Source organism: Escherichia sp. KTE52, from assembly GCF_000408325.1.
In the GTDB taxonomy this organism is placed as follows: domain Bacteria; phylum Pseudomonadota; class Gammaproteobacteria; order Enterobacterales; family Enterobacteriaceae; genus Escherichia; species Escherichia marmotae.
Genome location: NZ_KE138680.1, coordinates 439676 through 461649 on the forward strand (window position 1 = coordinate 439676; position 21974 = coordinate 461649).

The following is a 21974-nucleotide window of genomic DNA, read 5'->3' on the forward strand; positions in this document are numbered from 1 at the left end:
GCTACCGGTCTCAGGCCTGATTAGCCATTCTTTCTTCCCGTTTTCAAACCCCGATGGAAATCGTTAATTCGCTTAATGGTTTTAACCGCACGCTGCGGCACCGCTGAGGCCACCGACCAGACAATCATTTCCAGGCACAACAATACCGTACCATGTAGCGGCGTTTTCCCCTTTTCATCCCCGCGCGGAACGTGGATGACGATACTGGCGTCTTTACTAAAACGCGAATCCAGAGCGTTTGTCAGCAAAATAACCGGGATCCCCAGCCGTTTCGCTTCACGCAGCGTTGTCAGCCCTTCCCGGTGTGCAGATTTTTGCGCCATCATGATCAGCACATCGCCACGCTGAAGCGCGATCAATTGCTCGGCAAGGCCAATACCCGTACGGTTTAGCGCCGTGGCGGGCAAGCCAATGCGGTTGAATAGCCGCGCGGTATAATCCGCCAGAATACCCGAAGCGCCAATGCCAAAAATAGCAACTTGCCGCGCCTGCACCAACAAGGCTACCGCTTGCGCAAGCGAGTGGCGGTTTTCAGGCTCTGACAGGACATTGCAGGTATACAGATGCCCTTCAAGAACAAAGTCGATTGCGGTGTTAACATCGCTCGTCAAGTTACTCACCGTCGTAGACATCTTTTCGCTGGAGCTAAGGGCTGGGCCAAGCCACTGTTCCAGAGTACGTTTCAGATCGCGCAGCCCGGCAAACCCCAGAGCCTGTATAGCCCGAATTACTGTGGCATCGGAAGTGTTTAACGTGGCCGCAATTTCCATCGCCGTTTGCTCGAGGACCACTTCACGGTGCTCATTAATGTAGCTGGCGACGGTTCTTAACCCTGGCGTTAACTGACTCGCACGAGTACGAAAACGCTCCCCAAAAATATCAACCCGCGTTTTGTCTTTCTGGATCATTTGGCCTCCGGTAAAGGTCGCCCCGCAATTTGTGATTGTATCTGCGCAGCCATCAATCCCAGAGATGCAAAGGAGTTAGAAATCGCCTCTTCACGCGAAATCAACACATAACGTCCGGAACGACAGGCTGTCAGAAACTGACACCATCCCGGCATGACTTTTTCCATTGCTGCCAGCTCGTCCTGAGGTTTACCACCAGAATCACCGCGCCAGGTTGCAAAAACAAAATCGGCATCCAGTTCAGGCAAACGCTCCGCGCTCACATCCATTCGCCCACCTTCAGGAATGCTCTCAATCAGCGGCGGAAAGCGAAAACCAGCATCGCGTAATACCCGCCCCAGCGAATGATAGCTATGCATCACATTAATTTTTCCCTGATTTGCCTGAATCACCGATACCGTTATTTTTTGACTGTCCAGCGTCGCCTTCAGCGCATTGATTTGCGCCTGATAGCGGCGTTCAAGTATCGCCAGCCGCGCCTGTGTTCCTGTAAGTTCGGCCAACTTGCGGTAGATTTCTGGCGCGCCCCCTTTGAGATGATCAATGCTCACCGTGGGCGCAATTTTCTCCAGTTGTTCAATGGGCGTATTACGGGTCGGTTCTGTGATGATCAGGTCCGGCTTTGCCGCCACAATCGCTTCAATATCAATATCGGCTGTTCCAATGAAGGCGATCGATGAATTATCGAAATCAACACCTGTCAGTAACGCACCTGATCGAATGAAATGGCTACCGTCAGGCCGTGTACGCCCGTGGCTGGCGACAGGAGGTACACCGAGTTCAATCAGAGGAATGGTGATATCAAGATCGTGTAAAGAAACGATTCTCTTTGGATGTGCAGGCACTGTGACTTTGCGCCCTAAATCATCGGTAAACACCTGAACAGGCTCTGTTGCACGAGCAAAAAATGACAACAGTATCAGCAGAGAAAAAAATAAACGCATATAACTCCCGTTAAAAACTGTTCCTGCGTTGCCAGAGAAGTAGCAGAAAGAATGGTCCACCAATCAGTGAGATAACGATTCCTGCAGGGAGTTGCAAAGGCAAAAAAGCCAAACGACCAATGCTATCCGCCAGAATGACTAACAACGCCCCCGATACGGCGCTCCCCAGCAGTAATGTCGTCTGTCCACCACGCAGAATAAAACGTGATATATGAGGTGCTATCAGCCCGACAAAGCCGATGTTGCCAACACAAGAAACGCAGACGGCTGTCAGGATTATTGGCGCGGCTACACGCAACAACGCCAGACGAGAACTATTCACGCCTAATCCGGTTGCAACCTGATGACCAAGCAGAGCGATATCCGCCGTCCGGGCTGTGAACAGCAATAAAAGAGCGGCTGGCAACATCCAACAGGCTGAAATACCGACTAACATCCAGTTGGCTGCATGTAGGCTTCCCGATAACCACATCAATGCAGTTTGTACGTCACGAACATCTGCTGTGGTCATAAATACACCGATCCCCGCGGCGAAAAACCAGGAAACGCCAATGCCGATCAAAACAAATCGCGGGCGGGAAATATCGCGTGCACAGAAAATCACCACTAACGCAACGAATAAGCCGCCAGCGAGGCCAGCCACTGGACGCCAGAACATCCCCAGCATTGGAAACTGGAAAATCAGCCACAGCACTGCCACGCTACATCCTTCCTTGACCCCGATAAGACCGGGATCCGCAAGGCTGTTACGAGCAATAGACTGCATTGCGGCTCCCGCCATACCTAACATGGCTCCGCATAGCAACGCCATGATGACTCTCGGCAAGCGAATATCCTGCACAATATAACGTGTGTCTGTGTTCACATTTTCTGGAGAGAACAACGCTCGTCCGACTTCCGATGCCGGGACAGAAAAAGAACCATGCATCAGACCGAATATCAGTATTCCAACAGCAAACAGAGACAGTCCACCAAGCAACACCAGATTTTTAGGGCGTACCAGTGTAGAAAACTCACCAACACGTAGCGGGCGTAACCCAACGTTCATTATCCGGCTCATTTGAACATCCTCGTCGCCATAATGACAAAAACAGGTGCACCAACTAATGCCGTCATGACACCTGTCGCCAGCTCATGGGGCGTGAAAAGCGTCCTGGCAATAATATCTGCCAGTAATAGCAGTAAAGCTCCGACACAAGCTGAAAGAGGTAGCAGAACGCGCAGATCCGTTGATACCAGACGCCGGACAATCTGCGGTACGAGCAAGCCGACAAAACCAATCGGGCCAGCAATCGATACGGCCGCGCCACAGAGCAACGCGATCGCAATCAGAGTGAATGTTCGCGTGCGTAGTACCGAGACGCCCAGGCCCTGCGCCATGCGATCGCCCAGTGCCAACATGTTAAGAGAGGGCGCAAGATAAAGAGCTAATACAAATCCCCCCAGAGAAAACCAGGCAGATGTACCAAGCGTCGCCCAATCCAACCCCGCTAAATCACCCGCTAACCATGTCCGCATCGCCAACAACGTTTGTTCGTCAAGAATCAGGATTGCAGCCGTTATTGAGGAAACGAACGCCGATAGCGCCACGCCGCATAAGGTAACTTTCATTGGCGTTAACCCTGAACGTCCTGCGGAAGAGAGCAGCAATATCAGCAGGAACAGTACCGCGCCTCCCGCTGATGCCAGCAATGGACGCCCAACAGGAAATGCCAGTCCTAGTGCACTGGCAGCAACGACAGCCAGGGCGGCTCCGGCATTTAAGCCTAAAATATGTGGCTCCCCCAATGGGTTACGAATGACAGCCTGCAACAAAGCGCCAGCAACACCAAGAGAAGCACCAGTAAGCAATGCTGCCGCCAAACGCGGCAAACGGAGTCTTATAATCACGTTGTGATCGAAGTTTTGCGGTTCAAAATGGAAAAATGCCTGCAACACCGTTTGTGGTGCAATAAATCGGGCACCAATCCCAGGATATACAACGCATCCCACCAGCAGTAAGGTGAGGAAAAAAACAGTAACCAGCCCCGTGCGCATCATACTTTTTCTACACCACGAAACGGCATGAAAAACGGTTTTCCCGTCAGAGGATTTATTGATGCGTGAACATCAACGTCAAAGACAGCTTTCACCAGCTCAGGCGTGCAATGCTCCCCCTCATTCAACACACGCACCACTTTCCCCTGGCGTAAAAATATCAGCGTATCGCCATAATTGACGGCAAAATTCAGATCATGCAACACCACGACGACTGTACGCCCGTGATGACGCGTTAAGTCATGTAATAACTCAAGAATTTCAACCTGATAACGTAAATCAAGCCAGGTTGTTGGTTCATCCAGCAGGATATAAGGCGTCTTTTGCGCCAACACCATCGCAATCCAGCACCGCTGGCGCTGCCCACCAGAGAGTTTTTCAACAGGTAAATGCGCAAACTCCTGCGTACCGGTTAATTTCAGGGCCTCTTCTACCGCCTGCTCGTCAGCGTCGCTCCATTGACGTATAAAATTCTGCCAGGGAAAGCGCCCGCGCGACACCAGTTCGTAAACGGTTAAGCCCTCCGGCAATAATGGCGACTGCGGTAAGATCCCAAGTCTGCGGGATAACGCTTTCGTTGGTTGCTCGTGAATCGCTTTGCCATCAAGCAATATCGAGCCGCCCATGGGTTGCAATATACGCGCAATGGTACTGAGCAACGTCGACTTTCCACAGCCGTTTGCCCCAACCAGAACGGTCATTTTCTCTGTGGGAACGGAGAAAGAAACACCATCAACAATGATGTTCTTGTGATACCCGGCAGAAACATTGTCGAGGATCAGCCCCTGCCCTTTTGCGTTATGTGCCACGTGTACGCCAACTTAATCAAAGACAAACAAAAATAAAACTCATTCTCCTTTGAGAGTTTGACGCCACAAAATGTAGTAGTCAAGAAGTTAAAAGCCTCACAAAAACAAGGTAAATAACAGGTAAAATCTTTTTGAAAATAAAAATTAAAACATTAAATATTAATGAGTTAAAAACAATCAACCTGCATTAAATCATCGTGAAAACACCTGTAGCATTTTTTCGTTATTTCTCATTTACTACTACATTATTGCATGATTGAATGATTCTCAATTACATATCCGATGGCGAAATAACAAACGGATAGTGCTTAGTGAGCAACAAGAAACAATTTTCACTCGCGACAATCCGCGAGTTTTTGGGATAAAAGACTAAATGGCTAAGTTCACACCTTCATTCTCAGGAGTCAAAGGTCGGGCGCTCTTTTCACTGCTCTTTGCGGCACCGATGATTCATGCAACAGACACTGTAACGACCAAAGATGGCGAAACCATCACGGTTACCGCGGATGCGAATACCGCAACTGATGCGACCGATGGTTATCAGCCTCTGAGCACCTCCACGGCGACATTAACCGATATGCCGATGCTGGATATTCCGCAGGTGGTCAATACGGTTAGCGATCAAGTTCTGGAAAATCAGCATGCGACGACGCTGGATGAGGCGCTTTATAACGTCAGTAACGTGGTGCAAACCAATACATTAGGCGGGACTCAGGACGCTTTTGTACGTCGTGGGTTTGGTGCAAACCGGGATGGCTCCATCATGACCAACGGCCTGCGAACCGTACTTCCTCGCAGTTTCAACGCCGCAACAGAACGTGTGGAAGTGCTAAAAGGCCCGGCCTCCACGCTGTATGGCATTCTCGATCCTGGTGGGCTGATTAACGTCGTGACAAAGCGCCCGGAAAAAACGTTCCATGGTTCTGTCTCAGCCACGTCCTCCAGTTTTGGTGGTGGTACAGGGCAACTTGATATCACAGGTCCCATTGAAGGCACTCAACTGGCCTACCGCCTGACGGGGGAAGTGCAGGATGAAGACTACTGGCGGAACTTCGGTAAAGAGCGCAGTACATTTATTGCCCCATCACTCACCTGGTTTGGTGATAATGCAACAGTAACCATGCTCTATTCACATCGGGACTATAAAACGCCATTCGATCGCGGAACAATTTTCGATCTTACGACGAAACAGCCCGTAAACGTTGATCGAAAAATACGTTTCGACGAACCGTTTAATATTACAGATGGTCAGTCCGATCTGGCGCAACTCAACGCAGAATATCATCTCAATAGCCAGTGGACTGCGCGCTTTGATTACAGCTACAGCCAGGATAAATACAGCGATAATCAAGCTCGCGTTACCGCGTATGATGCAACAACAGGAACACTGACACGGCGTGTTGATGCAACTCAGGGCTCTACTCAGCGCATGCATTCTACTCGTGCGGATCTGCAAGGGAATGTCGATATCGCTGGATTCTATAATGAGATTCTGGGCGGGGTGTCATATGAATATTATGATCTTCTGCGCACAGATATGATTCGCTGTAAAAACGCTAAAGATTTCAATATCTACAACCCTGTTTATGGCAATACCAGCAAATGTACAACGGTCTCGGCATCGGACAGTGATCAGACGATCAAACAGGAGAGCTACTCAGCTTATGCTCAGGACGCGCTCTATCTGACCGATAACTGGATTGCCGTCGCCGGGATCCGCTATCAGTATTACACGCAGTATGCGGGTAAAGGCCGTCCTTTTAATGTCAATACTGACAGCCGCGATGAGCAATGGACTCCCAAACTGGGGTTGGTCTACAAACTGACGCCATCGGTATCCTTATTTGCCAATTATTCGCAAACATTTATGCCGCAATCGTCAATTGCCAGCTACATTGGCGATCTTCCCCCGGAATCATCTAATGCTTACGAAGTCGGGGCAAAATTCGAGCTGTTCGATGGTATAACCGCAGATATTGCGCTGTTTGATATCCATAAACGCAACGTGTTGTATACCGAAAGTATTGGTGACGAAACCATCGCCAAAACGGCAGGCCGCGTTCGTTCAAGAGGGGTAGAAGTCGACCTTGCGGGAGCATTAACTGAAAATATTAATATTATTGCCAGCTACGGCTATACCGATGCTAAGGTTCTGGAAGATCCTGATTATGCAGGAAAACCATTGCCGAATGTTCCTCGTCATACCGGTTCGCTATTCCTGACCTATGACATTCATAATATGCCTGGCAATAACACGCTGACGTTTGGCGGTGGCGGACATGGCGTAAGCCGTCGTTCAGCAACCAATGGGGCTGACTACTATCTGCCGGGCTATTTCGTTGCCGATGCCTTCGCCGCATATAAAATGAAATTGCAGTATCCGGTCACTCTGCAATTAAACGTCAAAAACCTGTTTGATAAAACGTATTACACCTCTTCCATAGCCACAAATAATCTGGGTAATCAGATTGGCGATCCGCGTGAAGTGCAATTCACGGTGAAAATGGAATTTTGATAAAAAAAGCCCGGTATGTTTACCGGGCTATATTTTATTCTCCTGGCGGGAATTATCAGACCTCAATCTCCGCCATATCACCTTTCTCTTGCAACCAGTTACGGCGGTCTTCCGAGCGTTTCTTCGCCAGCAGCATGTCCATCATCGCGTCAGTACGCTGATCGTCTTCATCATCGATGGTTAACTGCACCAGACGGCGTGTATTCGGATCAAGCGTGGTTTCGCGCAATTGCATCGGATTCATTTCGCCCAGACCTTTAAAACGCTGGACGTTAGGCTTGCCTTTTTTGCGTTTTAACTGCTCAAGCACGCCCTCTTTTTCTTCTTCCGTCAGCGCGTAATAAACCTCTTTCCCGAGGTCAATGCGGTAGAGCGGTGGCAGAGCAACGTAAACGTGGCCGTGTTTCACCAGCGTGCGGAAGTGCTTTACAAACAGTGCGCAAAGCAACGTAGCAATGTGCAGGCCATCGGAGTCCGCATCCGCCAGGATACAGATCTTGCCATAACGCAACTGGCTAAGGTCGGCGCTGTCAGGATCAATACCGATCGCCACTGAAATATCATGCACTTCCTGCGAGGCCAACACTTCATCAGAAGAGACCTCCCAGGTGTTAAGGATCTTACCTTTCAACGGCATGATCGCCTGATATTCACGATCGCGCGCCTGCTTGGCAGATCCACCTGCGGAGTCACCTTCCACGAGGAACAGTTCGGTACGATTGAGATCCTGCGCGGTACAGTCAGCCAGTTTGCCAGGCAACGCCGGGCCACTGGTCAGCTTTTTACGTACCACTTTCTTCGCCGCACGCATACGACGCTGGGCGCTGGAAATCGCCATCTCCGCCAGCAATTCAGCAGCCTGGACGTTCTGGTTCAACCACAGGGTGAACGCATCTTTCACCACGCCAGAAACGAATGCCGCACATTGACGCGAAGAGAGACGTTCTTTGGTCTGCCCGGCAAACTGCGGATCCTGCATTTTTACTGACAGCACATATGCGCAGCGATCCCAGATATCTTCCGCTGACAGTTTCACGCCGCGCGGCAGAATGTTGCGGTATTCACAGAACTCGCGCATCGCGTCCAGCAGGCCCTGACGCAGACCATTAACGTGCGTCCCGCCCTGCATCGTTGGGATCAGGTTGACGTAGCTTTCGGTCAGCAGTTCGCCACCTTCCGGCAGCCACAAGAGCGCCCAGTCCACCGCTTCGGTATCGCCAGAAAAATTACCGATAAACGGTTTTTCCGGCAGCGTCGGCAAGCCATTTACCGCTTCCGCGAGGTAATCATTCAGACCGTCCTGATAGCACCAGCGTTGTTCGGTATTGTTGATCTCATCTTTAAAAGTGATCTCAACGCCGGGGCACAGTACCGCTTTGGCTTTCAGCACATGCGTAAGGCGCGAAACAGAAAAACGCGGGCTGTCAAAGAAGGTTTCATCCGGCCAGAAATGTACGCTGGTGCCGGTATTGCGTTTACCGCAAGTGCCGACAACCTGCAAATCCTGTACTTTTTCGCCATTTTCAAACGCGATGTTATAAATCTGGCCATCGCGGCGCACGTTGACTTCTACGCGCTTTGACAGGGCGTTAACCACCGAAATCCCCACGCCGTGCAGGCCGCCGGAGAACTGATAGTTTTTATTGGAGAACTTACCACCCGCGTGCAGACGGCAGAGGATCAATTCTACCGCCGGAACACCTTCTTCCGGGTGAATATCCACCGGCATTCCACGGCCATCGTCAATGACCTCCAGCGACTGGTCAGCATGTAAAATAACGTCCACGCGTTTTGCGTGACCGGCCAGTGCTTCATCGACACTGTTATCAATAACTTCTTGCCCCAAATGGTTTGGGCGAGTGGTATCGGTATACATCCCCGGGCGGCGGCGAACCGGCTCAAGCCCGGTGAGTACCTCAATGGCATCAGCGTTATAAGTTTGCGTCATGGTTTAAGTTAGCAATTCGAGTTGATCGTCAGAGATGGTGCAGACCAAGAAAATCGACGATCGGGTTGAAATAATCTTCGAAGCCCGTGAATGCGTGGTTGCCGCCTTCTATTACAGTCTGGCGGCAGGAGGCGTAGTACGCCACCGCCTGGCGGTAATCCAGCACTTCATCTCCCGTCTGTTGCAGCAGCCAGATAAGATCCGGTGCTTCCAGTGGGTCAATCTGCATGACTTTGAGATCGTAAATATGGCGTGACTCTAGCACATATTGCTGCCCGGTGTAGGGGTTCTCGTTCTGACCGAGATAGTCCGTCAGCAGTTCAAACGGGCGCACAGCCGGGTTTACCACTACCGCTGGCAGCATAAAACATTGCGACAACCAGGTAGCGTAATAACCCCCAAGTGACGAACCAACGATACCCAGCGAATCACCACCATGTTCCAGCACAATGGATTCCAGCAGTTCTGCCGCATCGGAAGGATACGGCGGCAACTGCGGAATAATCATCTCAACGTCAGGGTGATGCTCCGCCAGCCAGTTTTTCAACAAGCTCGCTTTCGCTGAACGCGGCGAACTGTTGAATCCATGCAAATAAAGAAGCGTTGACATCAGTAGCCTTCTGAAGCGGTATCTGGTTGGAAACGAGTGTCCGCCAGGCGGTGCACTTCGGTAGTCAGGGTGCCATCGGCATGGAGTTCCAGCGTACGCCAGCCTGGGGCAATAGTGTCCAGCGTAAAGTTGGAACAGTGTGGTTTAAACTGCACACAGGTTGACGGCGTTGCCAGCAGGCGGCGACCATTCCAGTCGAGATCGAGTTCCTGATGGATATGTCCGCACAACAGATATTTGACGTGCGGAAACTTCACCAGCACGTTATCCAGTTCACCCGCGTTACGCAGACTGTGCTGGTCAAGCCAGCTACAACCCGCAGGCAACGGATGATGGTGCAGCAGCAGCAAAGTATGACGTTCTGGCGCATCGGCCAGTTTACGTTCCAGCCAATCAAGCTGAAACTCGCTCAACTCGCCGTGCGGTACGCCAAACACCTGGCTATCAAGCATCAGGATTTGCCATTGCTCACCAATAAACACACGCTTCGCCGGGGAGATACCCGCATCCTGTAATGCGCTGTACATCGCAGGCTGGAAATCATGGTTACCCGGCAGCCAGACGCAGGGCGCACGAAAGCTTGCGATGCCTTCTGCAAAGTGCTGATAGGCCGCAGAGGATTGATCCTGTGCCAAATCACCTGTCGCGACAATCAGGTCGAATTCGTGCTGGTGTGGGCGAATCGCCTCCAGCACCGCCTGATAGCTCTCCCAGGTGTTTACCCCCAGCAGGGCTTCGTGCTTTTGTGCAAACAGGTGAGTGTCGGTAATTTGTAAAATCCTGACTCTGGCCTCACCAGCCAGAGGAAGGGTTAACAGGCTTTCCAAATGGTGTCCTTAGGTTTCACGACGCTAATAAACCGGAATCGCCATCGCTCCATGTGCTAAACAGTATCGCAACCAGTCCGCTAAAAACTGATTAATTTGATGCTTTTCGTCGCGTTGATGCAACTTTTTATTAGGATAATCATACCGCGCTTTAAAGCGAAAAATCTGCTGACTTGAACACACTTCAGCCACCATCGCGTCATGATACAGACGCACCGTCATTGACGGAAGGCTCCAGTAACTGATTGCAGGTGCAATCTGTTCAATTGTCACCAGGGTAGTGTATCGGGTCGATTCCACAATCGTTAACCGATATTGTGCGTTTGCCACCTGATAGCTTACAGTTTCGCCGGGTGCGTCATTGCGCGGCAACAAACGGCGCAATTGTGAAAAGTTCATCTCGCACAGGCGCATCATTTCAGGAAAGTCAGGTGTGTAACGCTTCATTTATGCCCACTCATTTTTTAACGCTTGATGATGCAGTTGCAGCCATTGCAAAGCGATGACCGACGCTGCGTTGTCGATTTTCCCCTCTTCTACCCACCGGTATGCCTGCGCCCTGCTTACCACATGAACGCGAATATCTTCGTTTTCATCAGCCAGACCGTGAATACCGCTTGCGGCCGTGGCGTCCACTTCGCCCACCATAATTGACGAACGCTCACTGGTACCGCCCGGGCTTGCCAGGAAACTTAACACCGGTTTGATCCGTTTGACTATCAGTCCCGCCTCTTCAATCGCTTCGCGACGGGCGACATCTTCTACGCTTTCACCTTCTTCGATCATCCCGGCAACCATTTCCAATAACCAGGGCGTTTCGCTGGTGTCATAGGCGGCAATCCGAATCTGCTCAATCAGCACAACTTCATCGCGTACTGGGTCAAAGGGTAGCAAGACTGCGGCGTGCCCGCGCTCAAAAATTTCCCGCCGGACCTCATGACTCATTTGTCCGTTGAATAGACGATGACGAAATCTATAAAGATCTAATGAAAAAAAGCCGCGATAAAGTGTTTCTCGTGCAATAATTTCTACATCGTTTTTGCCAAATGTAACGGGCAGGTTGTCTGGCTTAAGCATTGTTAATGTCCTGACACTAATAGTGAATTAAATGTGAATTTCAGCGACGTTTGACTGCCGTTTGAGCGGTCATGTGTTAAATTGAGGCACATTAATGCCCTATGGCACGTAACGCCAACCTTTTGCGGTGGCGGCTTCTGCTAGAATCCGCAATAATTTTACAGTTTGATCGCGCTAAATACTGCTTCACCACAAGGAATGCAAATGAAGAAATTGCTCCCCATTCTTATCGGCCTGAGCCTTTCTGGGTTCAGTACGTTGAGCCAGGCCGAGAACCTGATGCAAGTTTATCAGCAAGCACGCCTTAGTAACCCGGAATTGCGTAAGTCTGCCGCCGATCGTGATGCTGCCTTTGAAAAAATTAATGAAGCGCGCAGTCCATTACTGCCACAGTTGGGTTTAGGTGCAGATTACACCTACAGCAACGGCTATCGCGACGCGAACGGCATCAACTCTAACGCGACCAGTGCGTCCCTGCAGTTGACCCAGTCCATTTTCGATATGTCGAAATGGCGTGCGCTGACCTTGCAGGAAAAAGCGGCCGGAATTCAGGACGTCACTTACCAGACCGATCAACAAACTCTGATCCTCAACACCGCGACCGCTTATTTCAACGTGTTGAATGCGATTGACGTTCTTTCCTATACCCAGGCGCAAAAAGAAGCGATCTACCGTCAGTTAGATCAAACCACCCAACGTTTTAACGTGGGTCTGGTGGCGATCACCGACGTGCAGAACGCCCGCGCACAGTACGATACCGTGCTGGCAAACGAAGTGACCGCACGTAACAATCTCGACAATGCCGTTGAGCAACTGCGTCAGATCACTGGTAATTACTACCCGGAACTGGCGGCGCTGAATGTTGAAAACTTTAAAACCGACAAACCACAGCCGGTGAACACTCTGCTGAAAGAAGCTGAAAAGCGTAACCTGTCGCTGTTACAGGCACGTTTGAGCCAGGACCTGGCACGCGAGCAAATTCGCCAGGCGCAGGATGGTCACTTACCGACTCTGGATTTAACGGCCTCTACCGGAATTTCTGACACCTCCTACAGTGGTTCGAAAACCCGTGGTACGACCGCAGGCCAGTATGACGACAGCAATATGGGCCAGAACAAAGTGGGCCTGAGCTTCTCGCTGCCGATTTATCAGGGCGGAATGGTTAACTCGCAGGTGAAACAGGCGCAGTACAACTTCGTGGGTGCCAGCGAGCAACTGGAAAGCGCACACCGTAGCGTCGTGCAAACCGTGCGTTCCTCCTTCAACAACATTAATGCATCTATCAGTAGCATTAACGCTTACAAACAAGCCGTTATTTCCGCCCAAAGCTCATTAGACGCGATGGAAGCTGGATACTCGGTCGGTACGCGTACCATTGTTGATGTATTGGACGCCACCACGACGCTGTACAACGCCAAGCAAGAACTGGCGAATGCACGTTATAACTACCTGATTAACCAGTTGAATATTAAATCAGCTCTGGGTACGTTGAACGAGCAGGATCTGCTGGCATTGAACAATGCGCTGAGCAAACCGGTTTCCACTAACCCGGAAAACGTCGCGCCGCAAACGCCGGAACAAAATGCTATCGCTGATGGTTATGCACCTGATAGCCCGGCACCAGCCGTTCAGCAGGTATCCGCACGCACTTCCACCAGTAACGGTCATAACCCTTTCCGTAACTGATGACAACGACGGGGCTTCGGCCCCGTCTGAACGTAAGGCAACGTAAAGATACGGGTTATCTGCCGCATTCTTCCCCCTTCTCGCTTCAATTTCGACCAGCCATCCTCTATTCTGATGGGTATTTACCACTGGTCCCGGAAGACAAAAATGAAACGGACAAAATCCATACGCCACGCATCGTTCCGCAAAAACTGGAGCGCACGCCATCTGACACCTGTCGCTCTTGCTGTTGCCACTGTTTTTATGCTGGCGGGCTGTGAAAAGAGTGATGAGACCGTGTCTCTGTATCAAAACGCTGATGATTGTTCAGCCGCAAACCCAGGCAAAAGCGCAGAATGCACCACCGCGTACAACAATGCGCTGAAAGAAGCCGAACGTACCGCGCCGAAATACGCCACCCGTGAAGACTGTGTTGCCGAATTTGGCGAAGGTCAATGCCAGCAGGCACCTGCCCAGGCAGGCATGGCACCAGAAAACCAGGCGCAGGCCCAGCAATCCAGCGGAAGCTTCTGGATGCCGCTAATGGCAGGTTACATGATGGGTCGTCTGATGGGCGGCGGAGCGGGTTTTGCACAGCAACCGCTGTTCTCCTCAAAGAACCCTGCCAGCCCGGCTTACGGTAAATATACCGACGCAACCGGTAAAAACTATGGCGCAGCCCAGCCAGGCCGCACCATGACCGTACCGAAAACAGCAATGGCACCAAAACCAGCGACCACCACCACCGTTACCCGCGGCGGCTTTGGCGAGTCTGTTGCCAAACAAAGCACCATGCAGCGTAGCGCAACCGGCACCTCTTCTCGTTCAATGGGTGGTTAATACCGATGGAAAGAGTCAGTATTACCGAGCGCCCGGACTGGCGCGAAAAAGCCCACGAATACGGTTTCAATTTTCACACCATGTACGGCGAGCCGTACTGGTGTGAAGATGCCTACTACAAGTTGACCCTCGCCCAGGTTGAAAAACTGGAAGAAGTTACCGCCGAACTGCACCAGATGTGCCTGAAAGTGGTGGAAAAAGTGATCGCCAGCGATGAGCTGATGACCAAATTCCGCATTCCAAAGCATACCTGGAGCTTTGTACGTCAGTCATGGCTGACCCACCAGCCGTCGCTTTATTCACGTCTTGATCTGGCGTGGGACGGTACAGGCGAACCTAAGTTACTGGAAAATAACGCTGATACGCCAACATCACTGTATGAAGCAGCGTTCTTTCAGTGGCTCTGGCTGGAAGATCAGCTTAACGCTGGCAACCTGCCGGAAGGCAGCGATCAGTTTAATAGCCTTCAAGAAAAGCTGATTGATCGCTTTGCCGAGCTACGTGAACAGTATGGCTTTCAGTTGCTGCATCTCACCTGCTGTCGCGACACGGTGGAAGATCGCGGCACTATTCAGTATTTGCAGGACTGCGCGACCGAAGCTGAAATCGCTACCGAGTTTCTGTATATCGACGATATCGGTTTAGGTGAAAAAGGTCAGTTCACGGATTTACAGGATCAGGTCATCGCTAACCTGTTCAAACTATATCCGTGGGAATTTATGCTGCGCGAAATGTTCTCTACCAAGCTGGAAGATGCTGGCGTACGCTGGCTGGAACCGGCGTGGAAGAGCATTATCTCCAACAAGGCGCTTCTGCCACTGCTGTGGGAGATGTTCCCGAATCACCCGAACCTGTTGCCCGCTTATTTTGCGGAAGATGATCATCCGCAAATGGAAAAATATGTGGTTAAGCCGATCTTCTCACGTGAAGGTGCAAACGTGTCGATCATTGAGAACGGTAAAACCATTGAAGCGGCGGAAGGCCCGTATGGCGAAGAAGGAATGATTGTTCAGCAATTCCATCCGCTGCCGAAATTTGGCGACAGCTATATGCTGATTGGAAGCTGGCTGGTGAACGATCAACCTGCCGGAATTGGCATTCGTGAAGACCGTGCATTGATCACCCAGGATATGTCTCGCTTCTACCCCCATATTTTTGTTGAATAATACTGCTTAAAATTGCCCCGATAACCGGGGCAATTCATTATTAATCCGCAATTCATAACTCCAATCAATATATAACCACATACATCTCTACATTTTATTTAACATTAATAATCAATCTAATGTTAAATCGTCATATACAGACGGTTTTGTAATTAAAACAAGTAAAGAAATCACAATACAAGCCACTGATATTCCTTAAATATTTTGTTTTTATCACATTAAAATTTGATTTAATAATAAAAAAACAATGCCGCAGAGATCACACTACACAATATTGAATATTGTTATTGATATATCGCCACCCTACTATCCATTAAAGATAAATATTCATTTCAGAGAATGACAATATATTAAAAAACAACAAAAACATTCTCACTATTTATTTAACCTGCATCTTCATTCATAAAATGAATTTATTAGTCCTATCTCAACAGTCGATATTCATCATTATTATATATTTGCGTTATATAAGGAGATATATCCATGTTTGATAAATACAGAAAAACACTGGTAGCCGGAACTGTGGCATTAGCTCTGGGTTTATCTGCAACTGGCGTGATGGCTGCAGGTTTTAAACCAGCGCCACCAGCCGGGCAACTCGGTGCTGTCATCGTTGATCCCTACGGTAATGCACCTCTGACCGCTGTGGTTAATTTAGACAGTCACGTCATTTCAGACGTCAAAGTTACCGTCCACGGTAAGGGCGAAAAAGGCGTTGAAATCAGCTATCCCGTGGGTCAGGAGTCACTAAAAACTTATGATGGCGTACCGATTTTTGGTCTTTATCAGAAATTTGCAAACAAAGTGACCATTGAATGGAAAGAAAACGGCAAAGCCATGAAAGATGACTACGTGGTGCAGACTTCAGCCATCGTCAACAATTACATGGATAACCGCTCCATCTCCGATCTACAGCAGACCAAAGTTGTTAAAGTCGCCCCCGGTTTTGAAGACCGCCTCTATCTGGTTAATACCCATACCTTTACCGCACAAGGTTCCGATCTCCACTGGCACGGCGAAAAAGATAAAAATGCCGGTATCCTCGATGCAGGCCCGGCAACCGGTGCACTGCCTTTTGATATCGCCCCCTTTACCTTCATTGTCGATACCGAAGGTGAATATCGCTGGTGGCTGGATCAAGACACCTTCTATGATGGCCGTGACCGCAACATCAACAAACGTGGTTATCTGATGGGTATCCGCGAAACACCGCGTGGCACCTTTACCGCAGTACAAGGCCAGCACTGGTATGAGTTCGACATGATGGGCCAGGTGCTGGAAGATCACAAACTGCCGCGTGGATTCGCTGACGCTACCCATGAATCCATTGAGACGCCTAACGGCACGGTACTGCTGCGCGTAGGCAAGAGCAACTACCGTCGCGATGACGGCATACACGTCACGACCATTCGTGATCACATTCTTGAAGTCGATAAATCGGGTCGCGTTGTCGATGTATGGGATCTGACAAAGATCCTCGATCCGAAACGTGATGCTCTGCTTGGCGCCCTGGATGCCGGCGCAGTTTGCGTTAACGTTGATCTGGCCCACGCGGGTCAGCAGGCAAAACTGGAACCGGATACACCGTTCGGTGACGCTCTGGGTGTAGGACCAGGCCGTAACTGGGCGCACGTTAACTCCATCGCATATGACGCCAAAGATGACTCAATTATTCTCTCCTCTCGTCATCAGGGCGTAGTGAAGATTGGTCGTGATAAGCAAGTGAAATGGATCCTTGCACCATCCAAAGGCTGGGAAAAACCGCTGGCCAGCAAACTGCTGAAACCTGTGGATGCCAATGGTAAACCTATCGCCTGTAACGAAAATGGCTTATGTGAAAACTCGGATTTCGACTTCACCTACACCCAACATACCGCATGGATCTCCAGCAAAGGTACGCTCACTATCTTTGATAATGGCGACGGTCGCCATCTGGAACAGCCCGCCTTACCGACCATGAAATATTCACGCTTCGTGGAATATAAGATTGATGAGAAGAAAGGTACTGTTCAGCAAGTTTGGGAATACGGTAAAGAACGCGGTTACGATTTCTATAGCCCAATCACCTCCATCATCGAATATCAGGCCGACCGTAACACCATGTTCGGCTTCGGCGGTTCCATTCATCTGTTCGACGTCGGTCAGCCTACCGTCGGTAAGTTGAACGAAATCGACTACAAAACCAAAGAAGTAAAAGTGGAAATCGACGTGCTGTCTGATAAACCCAACCAGACTCACTATCGCGCGCTGTTAGTCCATCCAAAACAGATGTTTAAATAATTAAGAAGGGAATAAAAATGTCGAAATTAGGGATCTCATCACTGCTTAAAAGCGTGCTACTTACCGCTACCCTGGCGGTTTCATTTACTGCTTCCGCCTTCACCGAAGGCACGGATTATATGGTTCTGGAAAAACCCATTCCGAACGCCGACAAAACGCTGATCAAGGTTTTCAGCTATGCCTGCCCGTTCTGCTACAAATATGACAAAGCAGTTACCGGCCCGGTATCGGAGAAAGTGAAGGATGTCGTCGCTTTTACCCCATTCCATCTGGAAACCAAAGGTGAATACGGTAAGCAGGCAAGCGAAGTCTTTGCAGTATTGATTAATAAAGATAAAGCGGCCGGCATTTCTTTATTTGATGCTAACTCGCAGTTTAAGAAAGCCAAGTTTGCTTACTACGCGGCTTATCACGACAAAAAAGAACGCTGGTCTGACGGTAAAGATCCGGCTGCTTTTATCAAAACCGGTCTGGATGCCGCAGGTATGAGCCAGGCGGATTTTGACGCCGCACTGAAAGAGCCTGCGGTACAGGAAACACTGGAAAAATGGAAAGCGGCCTATGACGTAGCCAAAATTCAGGGCGTTCCGGCCTATGTCGTCAATGGTAAATACTTGATCTATACCAAGAGCATTAAATCTATCGACGCTATGGCAGACCTTATCCGTGAGTTAGCAAGCAAATAACAGGGAAACAGGCTATGGGTATTAAGGGAATGTGGAAAGACCTTAGCACTTCACCGGTGAACACGCTGGTAAGATGGCAGGAACAACGCTTTTTATGGTTGTTAATGGCTGTTGCGATGGGCGCGCTGATTATCCTGGCGCACTCTTTCTTCCAGATCTATCTCTACATGGCACCCTGTGAGCAGTGTGTTTACATTCGCTACGCCATGTTTGTGATGGTTATTGGTGGATTGGTTGCGGCGATTAATCCGAAGAATATCGTCCTTAAGTTGATTGGCTGTGTGATGGCCTTTTACGGCAGCATTATGGGACTGAAGTTTTCGCTCAAACTGAACGATATCCATCATGCAGTGCATAACCCGGATCCCGATTCACTGTTTGGCGTACAGGGTTGCTCGACCGATCCCACTTTTCCCTTTAATCTGCCGCTGGCACAATGGGCTCCAAACTGGTTCAAGCCTACCGGGGATTGCGGCTATGATGCGCCAATCGTTCCTGATGGCGTCACACTGAGCAGTATGCAGCAGTGGTTTGTGGAGATGTATCAGCAATCTGAAGGTTGGTATCTGCTACCACCGTGGCACTTTATGAACATGGCACAGGCCTGTATGTTGGCTTTTGGTCTCTGTTTGTTGCTGCTACTGGTGATGAGCGGTGCGTGGGGACTTAAACTGCTGAGAAAGTAAGGTAATGCAAACCGAAGCCAACAATTTGGCTTCGGTTTTCTTCATCTATTAACCTACCTGCACCGATAGCATACTTAAACTTCCCATTTCTATGCCATCGACTGGAATGGTAATTGCCTCTTGCCCATCCCATGCGCCTAAAATATACAAAAGCGGTAGATAGTGTTCCGGTGTTGGGTTCGATAACGCCCCGCCCTCATGGTCCAGGTAGTTCACCAGAGGATGCTGTTCCACTGGCCCTTGCCACGTTAAATTCGCTTTCACATACTCATTGAACGACATCGCCCACGGATACGGTGAGCTGTCGCCATGCCATTTTACTGTGCGAAGGTTATGCACCACATTGCCGCTGGCGACTAACATTATTCCTTCATCGCGCAGCGCCGCCAGTTTACGCCCCATTTCGAAATGCCAGGCGATGGGTTTAGTACTATCGATACTCAACTGCACCATCGGAATATCAGCTTGCGGATACATCTTAATCAGCACGCCCCACGAACCGTGATCAAAACCCCAGGCTTCTTGATCCAACGTGACAGGGGCTGGCGCTAACAATTCAACCAGACGTTGCGCCAATGCTGGCGATCCTGGAGCCGGGTAATGAGTGTCGTAAAGCGCCTGCGGAAAGCCACCAAAGTCATGAATAGTGGGCGGCGCTTCCATCGCAGTAACTCCTGTTCCCCGGGTAAACCAGTGAGCCGAAACCACAACAATCGCTTTCGGGCGCGGTAACGTCATCCCCAACTTGTACCAGCTACGGGTATATAGATTATCTTCCAGCACGTTCATCGGGCTACCGTGACCTAAAAACAATGCTGGCATACGTGTTGAAGACATGATGATATCCTTAACTAAAGGTGTCATTTTGATATCCTCACAATACGCTTGTTCGGCGGAGTAAGAACCCGGATAACAATGATGATCATCATCAGTTATTTTGAAGATCCGCCTGAAGGTGAAGATTTATAAGGAGTAGTCGATGTCAGTACCTCTCATTCTGACCATACTGGCGGGGGCAGCCACGTTTATTGGCGCGTTTCTCGGCGTTCTCGGGCAAAAACCCTCGAACCGGCTACTGGCGTTTTCGCTAGGATTTGCAGCGGGGATCATGTTGCTTATCTCATTGATGGAGATGCTACCTGCCGCATTAGCCGCTGAAGGGATGTCCCCTGTTCTGGGCTATGGGATGTTTATCTTTGGTCTGCTGGGCTATTTTGGTCTGGACCGTATGTTACCGCATGCGCATCCGCAGGATTTAATGCAAAAATCGGTGCAACCGTTACCAAAATCGATCAAGCGTACTGCCATTCTGCTCACTCTTGGCATCAGTCTGCATAACTTCCCGGAAGGTATCGCTACCTTTGTAACGGCAAGCAGCAATCTGGAACTGGGCTTTGGCATCGCGCTGGCCGTTGCATTACACAATATTCCTGAAGGTCTGGCAGTGGCGGGTCCTGTTTATGCAGCTACGGGGTCAAAACGAACAGCGATTCTGTGGGCGGGAATTTCTGGGCTGGCGGAAATACTCGGCGGCATTCTGGCGTGGTTGATCCTCGGCAGCATGATTTCACCCGTCGTTATGGCGGCAATTATGGCGGCGGTGGCTGGGATTATGGTGGCGCTCTCTGTTGACGAATTAATGCCGTTAGCGAAAGAGATAGACCCCAATAATAACCCGAGCTATGGCGTGCTATGCGGAATGTCAGTGATGGGATTCAGTTTAGTGCTGCTACAAACGGCAGGAATTGGCTAAAAACAATTTCAGATGTTGTCCTGTACATGGACAACATCTGCTGGCTCCCATAAAGCCCTATTCTAGCTTTTCGGCCGTCTCTTCTCTCGTACTGTTTAAGTATTTGTTTCGCGCTTCCAGCAGTGCGTCTCTATCCTGGCGAAAAGCCCGACAATAACGTTTCAAATGCAGGAAATAACCCACTACAACCAGCGCAATCAATACAATCCAGTACCAGGCGATAAACATCCTTTTTACCCTTAATATTTAACAATACTAAACATTTGGCGCATAAATTTCACATACCCTTTTCGGATATATTCATATGGTCGCATAATAACGGAACAAATATATGATTTTGATCATAATGAAAAAGGTTGGCTGATATCAGTGAAATTTTTTCATAGAAAAAGAGGGGATATTTACATTCCGTCAGGTGAAGACAAAATAAAACCGAAGCCTGCTACCGCTTCGGTTTCTTTGATTATCGCGCCAGTTTAAGCAGCCGTTTTCAGCTAGCTTTACGCTCATGTGCCTGACGATACGCCACCAAATCTTCAATGGTGACCAGCGCCATATTGTGTTTATTGGCAAATTCAATGCATTCTGGCGCACGCGCCATAGTGCCATCATCATTAGTCAATTCACACAGCACACCTGCTGGTTTAAAGCCTGCCAGCGTCACCAGATCGATGGTCGCTTCAGTATGACCACCGCGAGTCAGTACACCACCCGCCTGTGCACGCAATGGAAATACGTGACCCGGACGATTGAGGTCAGAGGGTTTCGCATCATCGGCAATGGCGGCACGAACGGTCGTAATACGATCAGCAGCAGAAACACCGGTAGTCACACCTTCAGCAGCTTCAATGGTTACGGTAAAACCGGTGCCATAGGCACTGGTGTTATTTTCTACCATCATTGGCAGATCAAGTTGTTTACGGCGATCCTCGGTAATGCACAGGCACACAATACCGCTACCGTGGCGGATGGTCAGCGCCATCTGCTCAACGGTCATGGTTTCTGCCGGGAAGATCATATCGCCTTCGTTTTCACGGTCTTCGTCATCAAGCACCATTACACCGCGTCCTTCACGCAGCGCTGCCAGTGCATTTTCAACACGTTCGAAAGGCGTACCAAAAGAGGAAAGTAGCGTCTGATTCATGGTAAAAAAACCTCACTAAAATTATGGTTACCAGAATCAGGGCAGTCTTAGGAGTGGCGGCATACAGCCAAAATAACGT

At 49.8% G+C, this 21974-nt stretch carries 21 protein-coding genes; 8 read left to right on the top strand and 13 right to left on the bottom strand.

The window, feature by feature from the left end; all coding sequences use genetic code 11:
* Window positions 1-20: 20 nt before the first annotated feature.
* From A1SC_RS09535 to A1SC_RS09515, 5 genes are read right to left on the bottom strand one after another with little or no spacing between them, the layout of a single operon-like run.
* Complete coding sequence (locus A1SC_RS09535) at window positions 21-908, bottom strand: MurR/RpiR family transcriptional regulator (protein WP_001517109.1); 888 nt, start codon at window positions 906-908, stop codon at window positions 21-23.
* Window positions 905-1852, bottom strand: coding sequence for an iron-siderophore ABC transporter substrate-binding protein (locus A1SC_RS09530; RefSeq protein WP_001517110.1), 948 nt, complete (start codon window positions 1850-1852; stop codon window positions 905-907). Before A1SC_RS09530 ends, A1SC_RS09535 begins: the two co-directional genes overlap by 4 nt.
* 10 nt (window positions 1853-1862) lie before the next feature.
* Window positions 1863-2900, bottom strand: coding sequence for a FecCD family ABC transporter permease (locus A1SC_RS09525; protein ID WP_032141510.1), 1038 nt, complete (start codon window positions 2898-2900; stop codon window positions 1863-1865).
* Window positions 2901-2908: 8 nt separating this feature from the next.
* A complete protein-coding gene (locus A1SC_RS09520) occupies window positions 2909-3892 on the bottom strand; it encodes a FecCD family ABC transporter permease (RefSeq protein WP_001517111.1) in 984 nt (327 codons plus the stop codon).
* The gene (locus A1SC_RS09515; protein ID WP_000940884.1) at window positions 3889-4698 is read right to left on the bottom strand and encodes an ABC transporter ATP-binding protein; all 810 of its coding nucleotides are present in this window, start codon (window positions 4696-4698) and stop codon (window positions 3889-3891) included. Before A1SC_RS09515 ends, A1SC_RS09520 begins: the two co-directional genes overlap by 4 nt.
* 373 nt (window positions 4699-5071) lie before the next feature.
* On the opposite strand from A1SC_RS09515, the gene A1SC_RS09510 reads away from it, so the two are divergent.
* Window positions 5072-7213, top strand: coding sequence for a TonB-dependent siderophore receptor (locus A1SC_RS09510; protein WP_016262558.1), 2142 nt, complete (start codon window positions 5072-5074; stop codon window positions 7211-7213).
* Between the two features lie 55 nt (window positions 7214-7268).
* Here the strand turns inward: A1SC_RS09510 and parE are convergent, their stop codons facing one another.
* The 5 genes from parE to nudF are packed head-to-tail and all read right to left on the bottom strand — an operon-like array spanning window position 7269 to window position 11675.
* The gene (gene parE / locus A1SC_RS09505; RefSeq protein WP_000195279.1) at window positions 7269-9161 is read right to left on the bottom strand and encodes a DNA topoisomerase IV subunit B; all 1893 of its coding nucleotides are present in this window, start codon (window positions 9159-9161) and stop codon (window positions 7269-7271) included.
* 28 nt (window positions 9162-9189) lie between these two features.
* Window positions 9190-9771, bottom strand: a complete 582-nt coding sequence (yqiA, locus tag A1SC_RS09500) for an esterase YqiA (protein ID WP_000105733.1) — start codon at window positions 9769-9771, stop codon at window positions 9190-9192.
* A complete protein-coding gene (cpdA, locus tag A1SC_RS09495; RefSeq protein ID WP_000444754.1) occupies window positions 9771-10598 on the bottom strand; it encodes a 3',5'-cyclic-AMP phosphodiesterase in 828 nt (275 codons plus the stop codon). The genes yqiA and cpdA overlap by 1 nt, the downstream gene beginning before the upstream one ends.
* Window positions 10599-10622: 24 nt before the next feature.
* Window positions 10623-11045 (bottom strand): DUF1249 family protein, encoded by a 423-nt coding sequence (locus A1SC_RS09490; protein WP_000833390.1) that lies wholly within the window; start codon window positions 11043-11045, stop codon window positions 10623-10625.
* Window positions 11046-11675 carry an ADP-ribose diphosphatase gene (gene nudF, locus A1SC_RS09485; protein ID WP_016262559.1) on the bottom strand — a complete coding sequence of 210 codons (630 nt, stop codon included), beginning with the start codon at window positions 11673-11675 and terminating at the stop codon, window positions 11046-11048.
* Between the two features lie 204 nt (window positions 11676-11879).
* Between nudF and tolC the strand changes: the two genes are divergently transcribed.
* The 6 genes from tolC to dsbI all read left to right on the top strand — a co-directional run bounded on the left by tolC (window position 11880) and on the right by dsbI (window position 18998).
* A complete protein-coding gene (gene tolC / locus A1SC_RS09480; RefSeq protein ID WP_016262560.1) occupies window positions 11880-13361 on the top strand; it encodes an outer membrane channel protein TolC in 1482 nt (493 codons plus the stop codon).
* A gap of 147 nt (window positions 13362-13508) precedes the next feature.
* Window positions 13509-14180, top strand: coding sequence for a DUF1190 family protein (locus A1SC_RS09475; RefSeq protein ID WP_000831543.1), 672 nt, complete (start codon window positions 13509-13511; stop codon window positions 14178-14180).
* A 5-nt stretch (window positions 14181-14185) separates the two neighbouring features.
* Window positions 14186-15346 carry a glutathionylspermidine synthase family protein gene (locus A1SC_RS09470; RefSeq protein ID WP_000442874.1) on the top strand — a complete coding sequence of 387 codons (1161 nt, stop codon included), beginning with the start codon at window positions 14186-14188 and terminating at the stop codon, window positions 15344-15346.
* A gap of 483 nt (window positions 15347-15829) precedes the next feature.
* On the top strand, window positions 15830-17626 hold the full coding sequence (locus A1SC_RS09465; RefSeq protein WP_016262561.1) for an aryl-sulfate sulfotransferase: 1797 nt from the start codon (window positions 15830-15832) through the stop codon (window positions 17624-17626).
* Window positions 17627-17643: 17 nt separating this feature from the next.
* Complete coding sequence (locus tag A1SC_RS09460; RefSeq protein WP_000040026.1) at window positions 17644-18312, top strand: thiol:disulfide interchange protein DsbA/DsbL; 669 nt, start codon at window positions 17644-17646, stop codon at window positions 18310-18312.
* 14 nt (window positions 18313-18326) lie between these two features.
* Entirely contained in the window at window positions 18327-18998 is a 672-nt protein-coding gene (gene dsbI, locus A1SC_RS09455) for a protein-disulfide oxidoreductase DsbI (RefSeq protein ID WP_016262562.1), read from the top strand.
* A gap of 48 nt (window positions 18999-19046) precedes the next feature.
* On the opposite strand, the gene ygiD is transcribed toward dsbI, so the two are convergent.
* A complete protein-coding gene (ygiD, locus tag A1SC_RS09450; protein WP_024214630.1) occupies window positions 19047-19835 on the bottom strand; it encodes a 4,5-DOPA-extradiol-dioxygenase in 789 nt (262 codons plus the stop codon).
* Between the two features lie 142 nt (window positions 19836-19977).
* Here ygiD and zupT point away from each other — a divergent pair, with 142 nt between their 5' ends.
* On the top strand, window positions 19978-20751 hold the full coding sequence (gene zupT / locus A1SC_RS09445; protein WP_000115865.1) for a zinc transporter ZupT: 774 nt from the start codon (window positions 19978-19980) through the stop codon (window positions 20749-20751).
* A gap of 57 nt (window positions 20752-20808) precedes the next feature.
* On the opposite strand, the gene yqiD is transcribed toward zupT, so the two are convergent.
* Together yqiD and ribB are read right to left on the bottom strand one after the other, a co-directional pair.
* The gene (yqiD, locus tag A1SC_RS26055; RefSeq protein WP_000469265.1) at window positions 20809-20979 is read right to left on the bottom strand and encodes a protein YqiD; all 171 of its coding nucleotides are present in this window, start codon (window positions 20977-20979) and stop codon (window positions 20809-20811) included.
* A gap of 262 nt (window positions 20980-21241) precedes the next feature.
* Window positions 21242-21895, bottom strand: a complete 654-nt coding sequence (gene ribB, locus A1SC_RS09435) for a 3,4-dihydroxy-2-butanone-4-phosphate synthase (RefSeq protein WP_001076995.1) — start codon at window positions 21893-21895, stop codon at window positions 21242-21244.
* Between the last annotated feature and the right edge of the window lie 79 nt (window positions 21896-21974).